General features: G+C 42.4%; 19 protein-coding genes and 2 tRNA genes. 1 reads left to right on the top strand and 20 read right to left on the bottom strand.

Annotated features, from left to right (window positions below; translation table 11 throughout):
• The 6 genes from LRM46_RS01800 to LRM46_RS01775 form a co-directional block, all read right to left on the bottom strand.
• Nucleotides 1-378 carry a hypothetical protein gene (locus LRM46_RS01800; RefSeq protein WP_129744301.1) on the bottom strand — a complete coding sequence of 126 codons (378 nt, stop codon included), beginning with the start codon at nt 376-378 and terminating at the stop codon, nt 1-3.
• Between the two features lie 4 nt (nt 379-382).
• A tRNA-Thr gene (locus tag LRM46_RS01795) sits at nt 383-458 on the bottom strand.
• A gap of 52 nt (nt 459-510) precedes the next feature.
• Nucleotides 511-1,509, bottom strand: coding sequence for a SurA N-terminal domain-containing protein (locus LRM46_RS01790; protein WP_243813331.1), 999 nt, complete (start codon nt 1,507-1,509; stop codon nt 511-513).
• Nucleotides 1,487-2,017 (bottom strand): PH domain-containing protein, encoded by a 531-nt coding sequence (locus tag LRM46_RS01785; protein ID WP_243813330.1) that lies wholly within the window; start codon nt 2,015-2,017, stop codon nt 1,487-1,489. The genes LRM46_RS01790 and LRM46_RS01785 overlap by 23 nt, the downstream gene beginning before the upstream one ends.
• Nucleotides 2,018-2,022: 5 nt before the next feature.
• Nucleotides 2,023-2,099 (bottom strand) — tRNA-Arg (locus tag LRM46_RS01780).
• A gap of 41 nt (nt 2,100-2,140) precedes the next feature.
• Nucleotides 2,141-2,665, bottom strand: a complete 525-nt coding sequence (locus LRM46_RS01775) for a nucleoside-diphosphate kinase (RefSeq protein ID WP_146423680.1) — start codon at nt 2,663-2,665, stop codon at nt 2,141-2,143.
• Nucleotides 2,666-2,757: 92 nt separating this feature from the next.
• On the opposite strand from LRM46_RS01775, the gene xerA reads away from it, so the two are divergent.
• The gene (gene xerA / locus LRM46_RS01770) at nt 2,758-3,675 is read left to right on the top strand and encodes a site-specific tyrosine recombinase/integron integrase (protein WP_243813329.1); all 918 of its coding nucleotides are present in this window, start codon (nt 2,758-2,760) and stop codon (nt 3,673-3,675) included.
• Between the two features lies 1 nt (nt 3,676).
• Here the strand turns inward: xerA and LRM46_RS01765 are convergent, their stop codons facing one another.
• The 14 genes from LRM46_RS01765 to LRM46_RS01700 all read right to left on the bottom strand — a co-directional run bounded on the left by LRM46_RS01765 (nt 3,677) and on the right by LRM46_RS01700 (nt 18,113).
• Nucleotides 3,677-4,819: a hypothetical protein gene (locus LRM46_RS01765; RefSeq protein ID WP_243813328.1), complete on the bottom strand. Its 1,143-nt coding sequence runs from the start codon at nt 4,817-4,819 to the stop codon at nt 3,677-3,679.
• Nucleotides 4,812-5,510: a PilW family protein gene (locus tag LRM46_RS01760; RefSeq protein WP_129634914.1), complete on the bottom strand. Its 699-nt coding sequence runs from the start codon at nt 5,508-5,510 to the stop codon at nt 4,812-4,814. The genes LRM46_RS01765 and LRM46_RS01760 overlap by 8 nt, the downstream gene beginning before the upstream one ends.
• Entirely contained in the window at nt 5,494-6,075 is a 582-nt protein-coding gene (locus LRM46_RS01755; RefSeq protein ID WP_243813327.1) for a PulJ/GspJ family protein, read from the bottom strand. Before LRM46_RS01755 ends, LRM46_RS01760 begins: the two co-directional genes overlap by 17 nt.
• The gene (locus LRM46_RS01750) at nt 6,068-6,808 is read right to left on the bottom strand and encodes a type II secretion system protein (protein ID WP_243813326.1); all 741 of its coding nucleotides are present in this window, start codon (nt 6,806-6,808) and stop codon (nt 6,068-6,070) included. The genes LRM46_RS01755 and LRM46_RS01750 overlap by 8 nt, the downstream gene beginning before the upstream one ends.
• Before the next feature lie 32 nt (nt 6,809-6,840).
• Nucleotides 6,841-7,722, bottom strand: a complete 882-nt coding sequence (locus LRM46_RS01745) for a prepilin peptidase (RefSeq protein WP_243813325.1) — start codon at nt 7,720-7,722, stop codon at nt 6,841-6,843.
• Nucleotides 7,723-7,794: 72 nt separating this feature from the next.
• Nucleotides 7,795-8,274, bottom strand: a complete 480-nt coding sequence (locus LRM46_RS01740) for a type II secretion system protein (protein ID WP_129632204.1) — start codon at nt 8,272-8,274, stop codon at nt 7,795-7,797.
• A gap of 81 nt (nt 8,275-8,355) precedes the next feature.
• Entirely contained in the window at nt 8,356-9,570 is a 1,215-nt protein-coding gene (locus LRM46_RS01735) for a type II secretion system F family protein (protein WP_129744290.1), read from the bottom strand.
• A 3-nt stretch (nt 9,571-9,573) separates the two neighbouring features.
• The gene (locus tag LRM46_RS01730; protein WP_243813324.1) at nt 9,574-10,644 is read right to left on the bottom strand and encodes a type IV pilus twitching motility protein PilT; all 1,071 of its coding nucleotides are present in this window, start codon (nt 10,642-10,644) and stop codon (nt 9,574-9,576) included.
• An 11-nt stretch (nt 10,645-10,655) separates the two neighbouring features.
• The gene (locus LRM46_RS01725; protein ID WP_129634924.1) at nt 10,656-12,416 is read right to left on the bottom strand and encodes a GspE/PulE family protein; all 1,761 of its coding nucleotides are present in this window, start codon (nt 12,414-12,416) and stop codon (nt 10,656-10,658) included.
• Between the two features lie 13 nt (nt 12,417-12,429).
• Nucleotides 12,430-12,660 (bottom strand): hypothetical protein, encoded by a 231-nt coding sequence (locus LRM46_RS01720; protein WP_129637149.1) that lies wholly within the window; start codon nt 12,658-12,660, stop codon nt 12,430-12,432.
• Nucleotides 12,657-13,325: a hypothetical protein gene (locus LRM46_RS01715; RefSeq protein ID WP_129634928.1), complete on the bottom strand. Its 669-nt coding sequence runs from the start codon at nt 13,323-13,325 to the stop codon at nt 12,657-12,659. The genes LRM46_RS01720 and LRM46_RS01715 overlap by 4 nt, the downstream gene beginning before the upstream one ends.
• On the bottom strand, nt 13,325-14,050 hold the full coding sequence (locus LRM46_RS01710) for a PilN domain-containing protein (protein WP_129637147.1): 726 nt from the start codon (nt 14,048-14,050) through the stop codon (nt 13,325-13,327). The genes LRM46_RS01715 and LRM46_RS01710 overlap by 1 nt, the downstream gene beginning before the upstream one ends.
• A complete protein-coding gene (gene pilM / locus LRM46_RS01705; protein ID WP_243813323.1) occupies nt 14,047-15,093 on the bottom strand; it encodes a type IV pilus assembly protein PilM in 1,047 nt (348 codons plus the stop codon). Before pilM ends, LRM46_RS01710 begins: the two co-directional genes overlap by 4 nt.
• A gap of 44 nt (nt 15,094-15,137) precedes the next feature.
• On the bottom strand, nt 15,138-18,113 hold the full coding sequence (locus tag LRM46_RS01700) for a hypothetical protein (RefSeq protein WP_243813322.1): 2,976 nt from the start codon (nt 18,111-18,113) through the stop codon (nt 15,138-15,140).
• Between the last annotated feature and the right edge of the window lie 9 nt (nt 18,114-18,122).

The following is an 18,122-nucleotide window of genomic DNA, read 5'->3' as shown; positions in this document are numbered from 1 at the left end:
TTATCCTATCGATGCAATTTTAATTATAGAATAGGCTAAAATAGCTAAAATAGCTAAAATACCCAACGTCAACCATAAAATAAATATAGCCAAGCTTCGTTTCTCTAGTGAAATTAACTTGACACTTAGTGCGGAGTGACCAAAAACTATCATAAACGCCAAAGCAAAATAACTAAATAAACTAGACCAGTGACTCCTATAAAAATTCGCATCACCATACGTAGTGTAGCGCGTAATAACCTGAGCCTCGCTATGCTTTATTGATGATCCTAAAAATATAGATACAACAATAGCCACAACAACGTTAACTATCAAAAGAGTTGCCACAGTCCTGTCGCTAAAAACAATTTTTATCGATTTCTTTACAGTATCTTTCATAAAATGGAGCCGTTGACTGGGCTTGAACCAGCGACCTGCTCGTTACGAATGAGCTGCTCTACCAACTGAGCTACAACGGCAAACTCCTTAGGAAATTATAGCAAAAATGGGAGCTTTTTCAAACTAGGTTGCTTATTTATCGATAGAAATGAAATATTTTACTTTATTGTTATTTTTTAAGTAGTTAAACTGGTTATTAAATTCAGTCAACGGAACTTTTACATAAGAGTAATTTACGGTGTTGCCTTCAATATTATTAAGCGTTACAAAATAATATCCGTCACCCGAAAGAGTCTTTATAGGACCTGAGATTTTACCCTTTGTTAATGACATAGCCGCTTTCGTTAGACCTCCGTCAGAATTATCCGTAGAGACGGATAGATCAAATACCGGCTGCACTTTGTCGCCCATTTCCGTAGCAATATCCTTTAAGGATTTACCCTCTTGCAGCCTCTTCTTAATGTCAGACGCTAGATTATTAGCTGTTTTATCAATCTTAAAAGACGCTTCCTGCTTTAACAAAGTATATTTCATGGCAGTTTTTAGCTCATCCATTGACCAATGAAGGTTGTCTTTTACTACAGACTCGTAAGCGGACTGCGATAGCTTGCTAGATTCCTGCTGTTTTTTGATAAGATCTTGTACCTTTTTATCATCTACCGTAATATTATTTTCTCTCGCAAGTTTTTTGGCATATGCCACCTCTAACGCCTTATCTATGGACTGGTTTTGATAGAACTTAACTTTGTCCTTTTGATCTGCTTGCCCCTGAGACTGCAATACCGCCAATGAGCTACGATGGTACAAAAGATAGTCGCTATACTCAGCATTTTCTCCGTCAATATTAGCCACAGGAAGAGGTAAAATCTTAGTTATCCTATATGCGATATCGCTTGTATCTTTCCAGACATATAACTGTGCCCAACCAAGAGCAATGAAAACAATCAGAATAACAACACTAACGAGCATCGTTATCCATACCAATCGACGTTTGGTGTATTGGATAGGATATTTATGCTTACGACCAGCCGCCAAGACTTTCTCGCGGTGCTGAGCTACTGTATCGTTTGTAATCCTCTTAGGTAGCTCCTTTGGTTGTTTTTTATCTTTACGGTTCAATAGATTCTTCATTGATATCCTCCTTCTTTGTCGAAATTTCCACTGCGTCTTGTAATTTATTATAGATCTTATCTGGATGTTCTACGTTTTTTATAACAAGATCTCCAACAAAAGTTTGAATAACTATTGTTCCGAATTTAAACATCTCTCCACTAAACCCCGGGATACTATAACTAATATTCTGAATTTTTGACAATTTCAGCTCAATGACATCTTTGCCAAAAAATCCATGTTGAGTAATCTGACGAATTCTCTGATCGGTAACAATATAGTAAGTATAAAACCACATCAAAAAATGATAGAAAAATAGCATTAGACCAAAAATAAATCCACCAACAAATACCCATAAAAGATTCAAATTATCTTGCCAAATTAAAAAAGGCAATGAACCAAGCGTCATCGATCCTATAAGTAGATAGAATCCTTTTCTCATAGCAATTATGTGACGACGAAACACAAACAACAGTTGCTCTCCGTCACGCTGCCCATCAAATTGCTTATCTTTAATTTGCTCTGTCATATATTTGGTACCCCGGGCAGGAGTCGAACCTACAACCTTATCCTTAGGACGGATCTGCTCTATCCAGTTGAGCTACCGAGGCATACAACCATTATACCACGGTAACTCTCAGGAAAGACTAGCTTAGCGAGTAAACTTTTCACTTAATGTGTGATAATTTACCAATTCTTCCGGCTTGAACCAGTGCTCGATCTCACGAACAGCCTCATCTGAATCGCCGGATGCGTGAATCAAATTTGGAACTCCCTTTTGGCACTCATCTGCGTAGCCAAAACTAATGTGTGAATAATCACCGCGAATTGTTCCCATGTCAGCCGACTTAGGCTCTGTTGGACCAACAATCTTCCTAACAACAGCAACAGCTTCAACACCCTCTAGTACCATTGCTATGACCGGACCGTCCATCATCATATCTAATGTTATATTCAAAGTTCCCTCACCTCGACGAGTAGCCAATTTACCAATGTCTTCGTAATGAGCATAGTAATGATCCCTAGATGGTGATGTCATTTTTACACCAACTATTTTTAGTCCAACTCGCTCAAAACGTTGTAAAATTTCCCCAACGATACCTCGTTGAACTGCGTCAGGCTTAAAGACGATTAGTGTCCTCTCAACGCCACAGTAGTTTTTTTCGCTTTCTGCCATAGATACTCCTCTGCTTATTATTTTCTAATATAGTAACAGAAATAAATAATTTGATAAACATATTCATTAGCGATAGAATAAATATTATGTTTATGTCAGAAGCTTTAACTGATTTCTTAGAGCACCTAGAGGTTGAAGGTGGGCGTAGTCAAAAAACCATCATAAATTATCAACTATACCTGGAGAGATTTATCGATTTTGCTGGCGATATAAATGTTGATAAAATTACATCAGAGCTAATACGTCAGTATCGCCTCTGGTTAAACCGTTATAAAAATGACAACACTGGCGAAGGGCTGTCTTTAATTACCCAAAGTTATCATCTTATTGCATTGCGAGGTCTACTGACCTACCTTTCTCGTCGTAATATCAAAAGTCTAGCGGCCGACAGAATTATATTACCCAAAGTAGTCCGTAAACAAGTGACTTTTTTACAATATGACGAGGTTTTACGCATGATTGATCAAATACCAACCGATACAGAATCTGGACTGAGAGATCGAGCAATCGTTGAATTGCTATTTTCCAGCGGACTACGTGTTTCAGAATTGGTCAATTTAAACCGCGATCACATAAACCTAAAGAGGCGCGAATTTATGGTGCGAGGAAAAGGACAAAAGGATCGCCCTGTTTTTATTTCAAAAAGTGCCGCCGAACACATATCGGCATACCTGGAAGCTAGAACAGATAATCTACCCGCTCTATTTTTAAGCTATAGCAAACGCCACGCAGCTCCCAACGCCTCCGGAGACTACCGTAGGTTAAGCGCGCGCAGTATTCAGAGAATGGTTGGTCAATATGCTAGATTAGCTGGTATCACAAAACATGTAAGTCCACACACTATGCGCCATAGCTTTGCCACCGACCTACTCATGAACGGTGCGGACTTGCGCTCAGTCCAATCAATGCTGGGACATAGCAATATATCAACAACACAGGTATACACACACGTTACCGACCAACATCTGAAAGACATTCACGACCGATTTCATAGCGACACAGAATCTTAACCTATGGCTTACATTGACCTACAGTAGCAGATCCGCCACCAGATACAGAAAAGTCTTTGCATAGACTATTCTTTAATTCAACCGCATTATTAGGATATGCGAAATCATCTCCTATTTGCAATCGAGCTTCAACTCTTCTAAATAAATCACTTGCCCGCCCCGTGGAATCGACAATTGGCTGAACTCCATCAAAATTGACAATTGTTCCGTCAGTTTTTTGAAGAGAAATCTTCACACTGCCACCTTTATATATAGGCAATAACCTCAAGAACGCAGTTTCGCTACCAGCTGGAATCTCATCAACATCAATCACCGCTTTACACGAATATTCGCCAGAAAACTTGAATGTCTTGCTGCAAGAAACCACACTTGTTCCATTATTATGTTCATTCCCGTCAGTTGCGCGTGGATGATCAGAAATCTTACCAGAAACAGCAGTACCATTCTGACTTGCTACATCTGACCTTAAAACGTTCGGTCGTAAGAAAGAAGTGACGCCAGTTGAATCTAACGCCGCTAAATTAAAGGTGGCGCCTGGGTTAATAAGCTGCACGCGCATCAATTGTGGCGAATTAGCATTCCAGTTGTTTTTCGTCGGCAAATCCCCAGAAGTGGATATTTCAGTGTTAGCGGCGTTGGCGCCATTCAAATTGCTCTCATCATCGCGCCTATACCATTCAATAGATATCTTGTTGAATGAACCAGTTGCGCGTAGTGGCACAATTTGAGATTTTTCCTCGATAGACTTATATATAAAATCTTGAGATTTCATAGTGATCTTTACGCAAGTATACGCTTGGTCAAATTTTTTACCCGCATCTGTACCAGTTTTAATGATAGTTTCACCAGAAGAACTGCCTCCAACAACGCCAGACGCCGCAACCATATTACAATTAATTGGACCATTTAGCACTCCCGCCGCTTGAATATTGCCCGTCTGGGCGGCACGAACCACACGCTTAGCATCCTCAATCCCAGCCAAAGCCGCGTCATAAGCACTCTGCGACAGATCATTATTCGAGGATTGTCGCTGATCCATAATCATCAACTTGATAAACCCAATAGTGACAATAGTCAGCAACATCGCGCCAAATATAACCGCAAAAAGAGATACAGCACCTGATTGTCGCGCATTTTTACCCATTTGTCCTCACAATCATCTCAAATTTATTTATAGCACAGAACTCAAAATTGCTATCATCTTCAGTCGGAGCTTTACAGGAAGAATTCCTTATTTCACTCATCTTGCTCGTCCCCAGCGTAAAGGTCAATTTATACAGCGCCTCCCTTGAATTGTCTGAGGTAACCTTTTCTAATGTAACTTCGTGTACACCAATTGAGCCATCGCCGCTATTGATAGCTCTAAGCAAATTGGATGATTTTGCAAGATCGACGGTTTCTGGATATTTGCCAGAAGCATCTTTTTTACATAATCCGCTATCCGCATCAACTACGCGCACTAAATTCACTGGATTACCATTAACCTTAAACAGACTATTTCCGCCCAACAGGCTAGGATCGTCCAAATACTTTGGATTATTCCACACGTAAGAATGAGAGCCAAGGCAAAGTCGACCAGTTGACCAATTGCTATTATTCGGCACCCTCAATCCTGTACTGTCAATCTTTTCGGCATTTGCCTGAAGAAAATCGCGCCGAATCGTGTCTGAAATATCTCGCCCCGCTTGATTAACATCACGAAGCACGATACCTCTGCTATACATTTTTCCCGCTTGAATACCCACCATCGCAATCGACAACAAAAGAACAGAGATAAAACTCATAGCGAGCATCAATTCGATAAGCGTAAATCCTTTTTTATAGCCCCGAATCATACAACCTCACAATCGTACCAATAGTCGCCGGCATTTTGCTGCCAACTGGCATCCAGCACGCTTTTATGTACGCATCATATTTATTACTATCCCTACTTCCGACAGTCGTACTCGGCTTAACCAACCTAACTGATATTCCATACGTTTTTTTAGTATCACTATCAACCCGCGCGTATGTTTCTGCCGCTTTATAATCTCCAGGATTGTTCAATATACTAATCTTCGAAGCAAGTGAAGGCGTCGCAACCAAAGCAAACTCTTTCGTAGAAAAATCATCAGGACATTTTTCAGCACCCAAGTTTCCTTCATTGCCATTAACAGCAGAAACGCTCACTGAATTATTGTCTACCAATTTCTTCCAAGTATCATTTTTCATATCATGCGCATATCTTAGCATTTCAGCCTGAGCGTCAACCTGTTGGCGAACCAACGTCGTCTCCAAAGAATACTGAGCGATAGCCATCCCGCGGTTCATGGTTTCTAATGAAATAACGGCAACTAGACTAAAAATGGTTACTCCAAGCAGCACTTCGACAAGTGTGTCGCCTCTGTTAAACTTACGCATCAGCACAACCTCCTGTCGCATTACCCATAACTACAGCATCAGCAGAACCTGCATGTGATCGTAGAAAAATAGATAATCTCTCCCCCGGTAGCCAGCCGTCATCATAAACACAAATTTCCCTCTGTTGACGCTGCTCGCCAGCAGACTGCACAACTCCAGCACTATTTTTATTATTGACGAAATCAGTTAAATTGTCACCGAATCGACTCGTGTCAGTTCTAATATCCAACTGCCCCGTCTCTGGATGACGGTACATCAAAATAGAAATATACGCACTATCTTTGGCTTGGTTAGAGAACCTAGTTTTTGCTTGCCAATTAACGATATATTTATCAGACTCGGCACCACGTTTATAAGTCCACGCACTACCCTTATCTGGTCTATAGGCATAAACTGGATAAGTTTTGTACAGATTGCCGTCAGTCGAGCCCAAAGAACCTTCAGTGGTAATATAGCGACCGACAATCACACAATCAGATTGACCACGTAGAGTTTCAGCTCGACCATCAGAACCTTCAATTGGACAAGTGCCCTTAGATCGCTCATTCTCAACATTGACCACCTTCGAGTATTCATTTCGCAAAAAACCAGCATAAGACTGCACCGAATCACGATATTGCTGACGATTAATTGACATACCTACGCCAACCATCAGCATAGAGGTCAGCAAACCAGAAATAGCCACAAACAAAATCACTTCAATTATAGTAAAACCTTTTTGTTTATTGCCCATCACTTCTCCATTATAGCATAAGCGCTTTTTACTTAGACAATAAGAAAGCCCCACTCTAAAATTTGTCGGCTAAAGAACCAAGCGAGCAAAAACCCTGCGATAAGCAATGGGCCGAAGCATATCCGTGAAGTTGCTTGCAATTTTCCTCGCATCATTGATGGCAAGACAAGAAGCGTGCCGATAAGATTCGCGATGAACAACGCAGCAAACGCCAAAAGCCAGTTTCCTAAGAACAAACCCAATCCAAGTCCAAGCTTAACATCACCAAAGCCGATCCAAGTTTTATCTTCCCCATAACGATATTTCGAGAATAAATACAGCACCATATATATTCCGCTCAGAATCGCAATCGACCCAAATAACGTCATCAAGCTTTTTGAAAAATCGCCAGCTAGACATACTTTTATTCCCGCAAAAATAGCGCCAAGAATGATAAACGGAATATTAATTACATCTGGAAGAAGTAGCCATCTGAGGTCATAAACAAATAAAATCGCCAATAGCACCAAACTTGCCAACCACAAAACCAGCAACGCGACTTGCCAGATATCCGTCAATGATCCAGGCCAAAAAGCCACGGATGCAACGAACAGTCCAGCCATCACTAGTTCTAGCAAGATTTCCGTCCAACCGATAAATGCTTTGCAATATCTGCACCATCCCAATCCAGCGACCCAACTTACCACAGGAATCAAATCGTACCACTTAAGCTCATGTCCGCAAGATAGACAGCGAGATCTATCTTTGGAAATTTTTTTTATCAATGGAGATAATTTCTTTAATTCCTTTTGGTCAACTTTTTCTCCGGCTTTTTTATCTTCCATCAATTGACGAGCCCGCAAGCGCCAAATTTGCGCTCCGGCGAAACTGCCTAAAATAGCCCCTAAAAATCCCACTAGTACAAACTTAATCATACTTCTTATGGTAACAAAAAACCATAAAAAAATCAGCCCCATACCGAGGCTGATTCGTAATTTATCTATGGATTATACATCCTGGCAATACAATTGCTTTTGAGAACCGTTGTTCTCCAGCAGAACTACGACTGCCGCATTACGTGAAGATCCGTTTTGCAAAGTTATATTTGCTGGATCGTCAGCAGATGGAGCTGGCGTGCTAGAAGGACATTTCTTACCTCGCATAACCTTGATTTCGTTACTAGCTACTGACATTGAAGCACCAGGTGTAGCAACCTTTAACTCTGAAGACTTGTCGTATTGATCAAGCTTATCGACATACTTGCGTAGAGACTCTTCATTAAACGTGCCACCGTTACGATTAGCTGAATTCCAATTGGTAATAGCTGCGGCAACTGTTGAAGCGTCGTTCTTCCTTGACTGGTCGCGCTGGCTACGCTGCAAAGCTGGCAATGCGATAAACACCATCGCAAAGATAAGTCCAGCAATAGCCAAGACTAGAACAACCTCGATGATTGTAAATCCTTTTTTATTATCTTTTTTTGTCATTAGATTTCCCACCTTTCTATGGTTTACCTATATTTACGCAAAAATGCTTACGTTTATAATACACTAAAAATATAAGTCAGTCTAGCGAATATTAATGTTGCCAACCAAGCTATAGATTGGAAGCAAGATAGCCGCGACCATCGTACCTGCAACTATAGCCAAAAAGACCATTAAAACCGGCTCTATCGCCGTCGACAAGGCGCGAATCTCCTCGTCAAGCTCATCTTCGTACACCTGAGCAGTCTTGCCCATCATCTCATCAATCTTACCCGATTGCTCACCAATTTTAATCATCTGCGGCACCATTGCTAGGAAATAATCTTCATTAGATAAAGAAGCTGAGAGCGCCTTACCACCCTTCACCTTATCTGACGCACGAAGTATGCTTTCGCTAATAATCACGTTATTGACAGCATCAGACGTAATTCGAAGCATATCAAGCATTGGCACACCAGTACTCAGAAGAACTTGACCAGTCCTGGCAAATCGAGCCATGTACATTTTCCTGAACATGCCTTTGAACATTGGGACATTAAGCTTAAAGGTGTCTTTAGTCCTAATTCCCTGTTCAGTTTTCAGATATTGTGCTAGGAAATAACCGCCGATAATCATTGCCAATATAACAAGCCACCAAAGACTACTAAAAAAGTTCGCCGTTTTAATCATCATAAGAGTTACAAATGGCAACCCCTTATTTAAGTCACGATACAGACCCTCAACTTGCGGAACGACCGTGAATAACATAAATCCGATAACTAAGATAATCACTACCAAGACAATTGATGGATACATCATAGCACCTCTAATTTTACTCATCATAGCAGCCTCTTTTTCCTGCTGAGCAGCTAACCTCTTAAGCGAATCATCCATCGTACCTGACGTCTCGCCGGCCGAGATCAAAGCTACATAAACTTTATTAAAAGCTTCTGGATGCTTTGCGAACGAATCAGACAAGGATTTACCACCTTCAACATCAGAGATAATTTCCTGGACTATTTCCTGCATGCGCTTATTCGTCGTCTGCTCCTGAACCGTTCGAAGACTTTGCGCCAAAGGTAGCCCAGCTCCAATAAGAGTTGCTAGCTGACGAGTAAACACAACCCTATCCTTAGTGGTGATTCTACCAGAAAACCTCGCAAAGAAATTTGTTTTATCGTCTTGTAATTCAATTTTTAACGGCACAAAGCCCTGAGCCGTCAAGAGTTTTGCGGCAGCGTTTTCACTATCAGCCTGAACAACTGATTTAACGATTTTGTTACTTGCGCTATCCCTGGCTTCGTAATCGTACTTTTTCATTTATTACCCCCTCATCAACCTCTCAAATTCCGTCAAATCGACAGCAAATTCACGAGCGCTATCATACGTAATCGTACCATTCTGCACCAAATTGACCAAAGTTCGATCCATCGTCTGCATTCCCTGATCAGCACCAGTCTGAATCACGGCATCCAATTGGTGAGATTTACCTTCGCGGATAATGTTGCGCACCGCTGGATTAGCAATCAAAACCTCTGCCGCCACGACTCGCCCACCACCAATAGCTGGCACTAGTCGCTGCGAACAAATTGCCATCAAAATATTACTGAGCTGAGCACGAATTTGCGGTTGCTGGTGCGGTGGGAACACGTCAATCATACGGTCAATTGATTGTGCGGCAGAGTTTGTGTGTAGCGTCGCAAACACCAAGTGTCCAGTTTCAGCAATTGTAATCGCTGCCGAAATCGTTTCAAGGTCGCGCATCTCACCAATCAACACAACGTCTGGGTCTTGGCGAAGACTCGAACGCAAAGCTGCAGAGAATGAATAGGTGTCGTAATGAACTTCACGCTGAACTACCACTGATTTTTTCGACTTGTGAGTAAACTCGATAGGGTCTTCAATGGTGATAATATGCTGTGAACGTTCAGAATTGATCTTATCAACCAGCGCCGCCAAAGTTGTTGACTTACCGGAACCAGTTGGACCAGTAACCAACACCAAACCGCGAGGAAAATCCGCAAACGTATTAACAACCGGTGGCATACCCAGTTCAGACGCCGACTTAATTTCATTTGGAATCAAACGTAGGGCTGCAGCCAAATTGCCACGCTCATGGAAGGCGTTAACTCGGAATCGCCCCAATGTACCAAACGCAAACGAAAAGTCGAATTCCTTATCTTTTAGCAAAATCTGTCGCTGATCTTCATCAAGAATCTGAAATACCAATCTCTCAACTGCAGGCTCGTCCAATGGCTGAGTTCCGGCGATCGGCATAAGCGCACCATCAATTCGTAGCATTGGCGGCAAACCAACTTGAATATGAAGGTCTGAAGCTCGCTTCTTAACGACTTCTTCCAGCAAAATCTCAATTCGCAATTCTTGATTATTCATGTTTCCTCCTTTTACGCGGTATCCGCCGCTACTCTATTAACTTCTTCTATTGTCGTTATTCCGTTCAACGCCTTCAGATAACCATCTTGACGCATCGTAATCATACCCTGTTGAATTGCCATTCGCTGAATTTCCGCTGAAGTTGCACGCTTAACAATCAAATTCTGAATCTCTTCAGTAATATCCATGACCTCATACAAACCAGCTCGACCAGCATAACCGCGAGGAGTTTGCGGCGTATCTTTTCCTTTTGCCAAGGCAAACGACGCCTGCGTCGCTAGTGGCAAGCTTTCATATCCCAGGTCTTGCGCGTATTGAGCAACCTGCTCCCTCGTTTGTGGCAATAATCCACCAACCGCCTCGCGAATTGCCTGCGTTTCCAGTGGTGACGATTGATAAATATCCCGACGACGCGCCACTCGCCTCACCAAACGCTGACCGATGATTGTGTTAACCGTACTGGCAATAAGAAACGGCTCGATTCCCATATCCAACAAACGTGGCAACACGCCAGCAGCGGAATTAGTGTGAAGTGTCGAGAAAACCAAGTGTCCCGTTAAGGCTGCCTGAATAGCCAAATTTGCTGTTTCATTATCGCGAATCTCACCAACCATCACAATGTCTGGGTCTTGACGCAAAATTGAGCGCAGTCCAGAAGCAAAGGTCAAGCCAACTTCCGCATTCACCTGAATCTGATTGACGCCATCCATCTTATATTCAACCGGATCCTCAAGCGTCACAATATTCACGGTGTCATCTTTAATCTCCTTGATCAACGCGTACAAACTCGTTGACTTACCAGAACCAGTTGGCCCCGATGTCAGAATCATTCCATTTGGTCGCTTAATTCCCTTACGAATCGTTCTTAATGCGCGCCCGGCATAGCCCATATCTTCCAAATTGAAAGAGCTTCCACTCTTATCAAGCAGACGAATAACTACCTGTTCACCCCAAACGACAGGAGAGATAGCAATACGAAGGTCAACTTCTTTGCCTGCGACGTTGACCGCAAATTGACCGTCCTGAGGAATGCGATGCTCGTCAATTTTCAGATTGGAAAGAATCTTAATGCGGCTAACCAATGCCGGCTCAATACTCTTTGGAAGCTGCATAATCTCACGCAAAACACCGTCAACACGACAACGAATCTTCAAAGCCTTCTCTAATGGTTCAATATGCACGTCGGACGCGTGACTCTTTACCGCGTATTCCAAAATTGTCGACAACGCTCGCGATATCGGCGAATCTTGAACAATTGTTTTGATATTGCCAGCTTCCGACAAAGACTCTTCCTGCGAAGCCTGTGCAGCCACATTAACAGATGACAAGTCAGTCTTATATTGATCCAAGACATGACGGACGCTCTCTTCTGAAGCCATGAATACTTTTATCGGGCGTTGGATACGATTCGACAAATAGTCCACCGCTTGAACGTTATTCGCGTCGATCATCGCTACTGCTAGTCGGTTTTGAACCTCGGCCAGTGGCACAGCCATAAATCTCTCAGCAACGTCGGACGGTAATAGAGATAAAATATCCTGACTAATAACGCTATTCGACAGATTGACATACGGCACGCCCGAAACTTGAGCCACGCCATGAACTAATAGTTCATTGTCAAGCAACCCCTCTTCACTAAGCAAACTAAACAGAGGCTTGCCACTCTCAGAGGCACGTTTTAAGGCATCATCAATGACAGACTTCTCAATAAGCCCCTCGTTTACGAGCAGCTCGATCAACTTATCTTGGATGTCGTCCGTCAGTAAAGCCATTTACACCCCTTCTCTATTTGGCTGCATCTTGACCTACGAATATTTCAACAGTTGGATTTATCGCATTATTATTAAAAATCGCTGGGTTTGGCTTTTCGACGTCAGGTGATATTTCTCGAATAGTCTGTACTTTTGTGCCAGATTCTGGGACTTTTAAGAACGAGATATTAGAGGCGACAATATAGCCGATTGCCACACCCACACCCGCGATCAATACTACCATTGCTATATCTGTTTTCTTCATGGCTTAACCACCTTATTCTCTAATTGTATTGTTTGTGCTGGCTCGTAATAAGCAACACCTCGAACCACCAAGCTCAATCTATCCTCATTTCGCTGGATTTCCACAGTCTTTAGGTCAATGACTCGAATAGACGCCTCTAACTTAGTTAACAATTCTTTCAATTTTTCAGCTGGACCGCTCACTTCCATAGTAAATGATATGGCATTTTCAGACGTTGACTCAGAGCTTTCACTATCAGATCCAGATTGAGCAACGGTCAGATTTTGAATAGTCACACCAGTAGTCGTGTCGATAAACTTGTTCTTCAATGAAGCACCAAGAGCGTCGGCGTTCGCATTATCTGGCAATGCATCCAGTACTGTCTGAAGAGCATTGCTTTCGCTGCTTGATTTTATAGAGTTAAGAGCAGTATTCGTGTCTAAAACTCGGATATTCTTCTTCAACTCATCAACTGATGACAGGTTTTTATCTAAGCGAGAAATCGTATTTTGCTTCTCCAAAAGAATCTTCGAATGAAATACAATTTGCTGCACCAAAAATATACTCACAACAAGCGCAATTCCAGCCAAAAATGCCGCAGAAGCCACAAAAATAAACATAGTCTTTTTTGACGAATCAATCTGTTGACGCTTGCGTATTGCAACTTCTTTATTATCGGTCGCCATTATTTCTTCTCCTGTTTTTTCGAGTTACTCTTAAACAAGCTATCCGGAATTCCCTGACGTGAGTCCGTCACATCAACCTTGCCAGTCGGCGTCAATACGGAAACTGTGCCGTTATTTGCAGGTGCTAATAATTCTTCCGCATATTCAAACGAGAATGAGAATTGCAACACTTTTTTACCTTCTGAGTTCTCCCCAAAACTAGTATCGCCATCTTTTATCTCCTTGGTCAGGCTAACCTCGGAACTTTTATCGCCGTCAGTGGTTTGGATCTTCGTATTCAAGATAGTTTTCTTTAAGGTCTCTAACGCACTATAGCCATTAACCGCACTACCCTCCAGAGTAATAGTTTTTGACTCAGGATTGACTTTTATATCCGAAAAACTAACATTATTTGGCGCAACCGGATTAACCGCCGTTACAACATCAAAAATCCTTGAATTAAGCTTCTTTCCAGAATGCTGCTCATTGATCTTTGTTAATTGATGTTGAATCGTTACAACCTTATTGAGATCTTCGACCGCCATCAATTTGTCGTTTCTATCTTTGATAACTCCGTTCTGGACCGCCTCGGCTGCAATTTGGCTACCCAAAATCAATGCCAAAACAACTACCGCCGCAATCGAAGCACCGCCCACTAAGAACGATATCGAAATAACCCGATTGCGCATAGCCCGAGTCTTCAATAGCTCGCGCTTAACGTTTGGGAGAAGATTTATCTCAATCATGATATATTACTCCTTTGTGCCAACCCTACAGCAATAGCGAATTCTGAAGCAATCGGCGCCAATTGCTGTTGATCCGACTGAGAAACTTGAACACGTTGCCACGGATCTGCGGTAATTGACTGGACTCCAGTTTTATTCATCACATATCCATCAAGCTGTGGAATAGCTGAGCCAAATCCTGATAATAGGATTCCAGAAACTGCTACGCTTGGATATCGAGTTTGGAAAAACTTTATAGATTTTACTAGCTCTGAAGAAAAATTATCGAGAGTTGAATCAATTGCCCTTAGTACTTGACCATCTAATTTATCCGGTGCCAAACCAAATTTCAAAATAAATTGACGCGCTTGATCTTCCTGGACACTGAGATTCTGAACCGCCGATCGAACCAAAGATGAAAGCCCGGTCGGAATCATACGGATAAGTCGCGGCGCTCCGTTATAAACAACCGCCAAATCCGTTGAATTTTCGCCCATATTGATAATTAAACGCGCATCCTGAGAATCGGTAGCTGACAAGGAACGAACCATAGCAATAGCGTTCGGTTCTTCGGCAATCACATTGAAGCCAAGATTTTCAACTAATTCCAGACGCTCTTCCGCATAAGACTTCGCTGTACTTGTCAGCAAAATCTCATACTGATTCTGAGCATGCAAACTATCACCCAATAAAGCCCAGTCAACTTCTGCCTCATCCAAAGACATTGGAATATATTGGTCAATTTGATATTTCATCATTGCCTTCAATTCCTGCTCAGGAACTTTCGGCACATCGATAATAGTCGAGAATGTCTTATTTGACGGCAAACCGACAGCTACATTGGATGCCTTAATCCCAGCCTGACCAACGGCGGTCATAATAGCCTCACCCAAGCGTCGCTTAGACTCTGGAGAATCGCCGCTCGTTATTTTAGAATCAACTGGCGTATAACCGTAATGAGACAAACTCCATCCCGCGCCAGTACGAGACAATTGAACCACCCGCACCGCATTCGTATCGATGTCCAGTCCGAAGAATTCGCCCAACCCTTTTGCTAATTTCATAACTAATAATAATTATATACATTAGCGTTTTAATTTGCAAACTTTTAATATCTTGGCGGCAATTCGCGAACATTCATCGTGCTAATCGCGCCAGTGTTTCGATAATTATTGTAAGCCCAAATATAAGTGTCAGCCCTCAAATTGATGATTTCTGCTGGAGTTCCAGGATGCATATTCGGATCATTCTTTGCAGATGAAGCATGTTTTCCGCCGTACGTTCGTCGCAAGAACAAGCGTCCAGTTTTAATTGGTCCGTTAACCTTCAGTTGCTTCTTACCGCAAGAAGATTCAGAAACTCCACTTAGCCAATCTCCGAAGCTAATTACCACACCACAAGTACTAACATATCCATCCTTCTGAGTAATCAACCAAGCATTCACTTCACCAACCGAAGGCTCTATAATAATATTCTTCGCGTAGATAATTAGTTGTGGCAATTGGCGCACATCATTCGTGTCTGTATATAGCAAATCGCCCGAAATCCTAACTACGCCCGAGGACTTTATGACTATACTCTTGCCTACGCTTAATTTTGACCCCGTTAAGGTTACGTTTCCAGCGTTATATTCACCCGAAGCTAGACTATTCACATCTACATTGCCAGAGATACTACCTCTCGTCCCGCCAACCGACGGTAAGGTAAAATTATCTGGAACTGAACTGGTGCTACTGAAATTACCGTATTTTGGAATATTGGCAAAAGTTAGCTTATTATAGTCACGTGGAGTCACTCCCGAGCGACCATTAAACGACGATGACAATCCAGCCCCCGAAGCCGAATCCGCCTTACCATTAGCAATAATTCCATATTCACCCCAAGAACCGTACACATTCTGATTCGTATAGGCCATCTTATAAGCCAATGATATATCCTCGATCAGCAGACCCATATGTGACGGATTAGATTTTACATAAATATCGATGAAGTTATTATCCTTATATAAAACAGTACCTGGCTGCGTCTCGGCAGTAAATCGAGAATTTCCAGCATAGCCCGGAAAACCCCAACCAGAATACTGAGTCCCCTCAGGTCTTGCGCCGTTTTCATTGCCCAACACCTTCATTTCATGGCCATTAATTTTCACTCGAACATAGTTATCTACAGCTCCACTAAAACCAATCTCCAGCTTCTTAGCATCTTTTAGCTCTTCTAAATTAATACCCTTCAATCTAAAGACATACGTATTCGAGCACGAGATAACTTCTGCTATAGGGCGAGAATCATCCCGACAGTTTAGATTCGCTGGATCTGGTTTACTATTAGAATGCGTATGCCGACCAAAACTATTTATACTAATCCACTCCGCAGAGTCAGACGTTCTCCAAACACCCCTCTTGCAATAATCAGGATTATAGACGAGCGATGCGTCACCAACTATATCGCGATACATAGAATCGGGCGTACATGTAATATAACCATCTTGCAGCATATCACCCCGACCGGGATTGCGCCACTGTGTCGTTACGACTGTTCTGGCTTGATAGTCGTCTTTTAAGTTGGTTGCATCGCCATGACAACTAGGTAAATCAGCCACATTACCGCTCTTATCGTAAGCCCTCTGATTTCCATTACCGCCATACTGATCCTCAGCACAAACTATAGACCAGTGCAGATCAGCGTCGTTGCCCCCCTTAAAGCCGTATTCGCCAGGACTAAAATGAACATTACCTCCAATTTTATTACCATTTCTATCTAAACCTGTACCCCACAGCCCCCTTGACCGTATAGAAGTCTTATCTAACTCAATACGACTAAGATTCTCATCAGGAACGTTCACGCTGTTTGATGTCTTGCTAGTAATAACCTCTTTATCGGTCTTAATGTCGCCACCCCAAACCTGTACTTTCGGTCTTTTCGAGGATCTGATACACTTAACTGCGTATTTAAAATCCGTCGAAGGCGCCGAACCGTTGTAATTACTTGCCATAACTACATAACATAGACTGTCGTTAGCGCTTAGCTTAACCCTATCCAAATTATCTATCTGATTTGTAGCCACTGGAGTCTGACCGGTGTTTAATTGACTGCCAGTGTTTTGAACAATTTTTCCACACGCGCCACTATCAATATTTAAGCTATCTTTATATTGTCCTTTAATCAGTCGCACGATTGCACACGGCCAATCATTATCAGCAGTACCCCCAGGCAACGAAACCACATCGCTCTTGCCCGCAAGCCCCGATACTTCAGCCCCTCTGACAACAAACCGAGCAAGTGCATATGAAGAATTTTGAGTTTTTGACGTGCCCTTATTATTCAACCCAGCATTTATTCCCTCAATTTTCGTGACATTTTCTGCGTCAATGTAATCCGAGTTAACACTGACCGAAGGCTCCACGTCATAATCATATGGAACCTCTACGCATGCATACTGCGAATAGCCCCATCCCGAAACCGGCAAAGAATTGCGCTTGCTCCAATAGATTCGCTGACAGATACGCTTACCCATATCCTCTCTTTTAATGACTCGCGTAAACATAAATTTATTTTTTCCAAGCGGACCACGAACATCCTCTAATCTAGATTTTCCGTTCAACGCCTCCATAGAGGTAGTGCGATAATCCACTCCCTCTGGATTGTTCATTCGCTTCCAAGCATAATCCTTCCAATCCGTCATAACGTTAAACCATCGAGGATCTTCATTATGCCAAGCCCCCCTATCGTTCAGACTGATATCATTATCCATCGGCTGATTTGAGCTTAAATCGAACACATCTTGCTGAACTCCAGTCACGACATTGTCAGTAGGCCCGCCGCTGACAAAAAGACTATGCCACCAATCAACCGTATCTCCCGGCTTTACGTCTTTTAATCTACCTGGTGCAGCCACCCAACCAGATCCATAGTTGTTAGTGTCTGACCGATTAAAATGTTTCGTAACCCAGGATTTACCAGTTATCGTCCAATTTGGCGAGCTTGGCGCCGCATATGTATAGATAAAAAAAGCCGTTACCGAAATAGCCAAAGCCACTACTATTGCCAGCATGCCCACCTTAGGCAATGAGTATTTTCTTCTCATGCTTATAAT

Source organism: Candidatus Nanosynbacter sp. HMT-352 (assembly GCF_022819345.1).
Taxonomy (GTDB): domain Bacteria; phylum Patescibacteriota; class Saccharimonadia; order Saccharimonadales; family Saccharimonadaceae; genus Nanosynbacter.
Note: the sequence above shows the minus strand (reverse complement) of the source record. Positions and strands in the feature narration are given on the sequence as shown.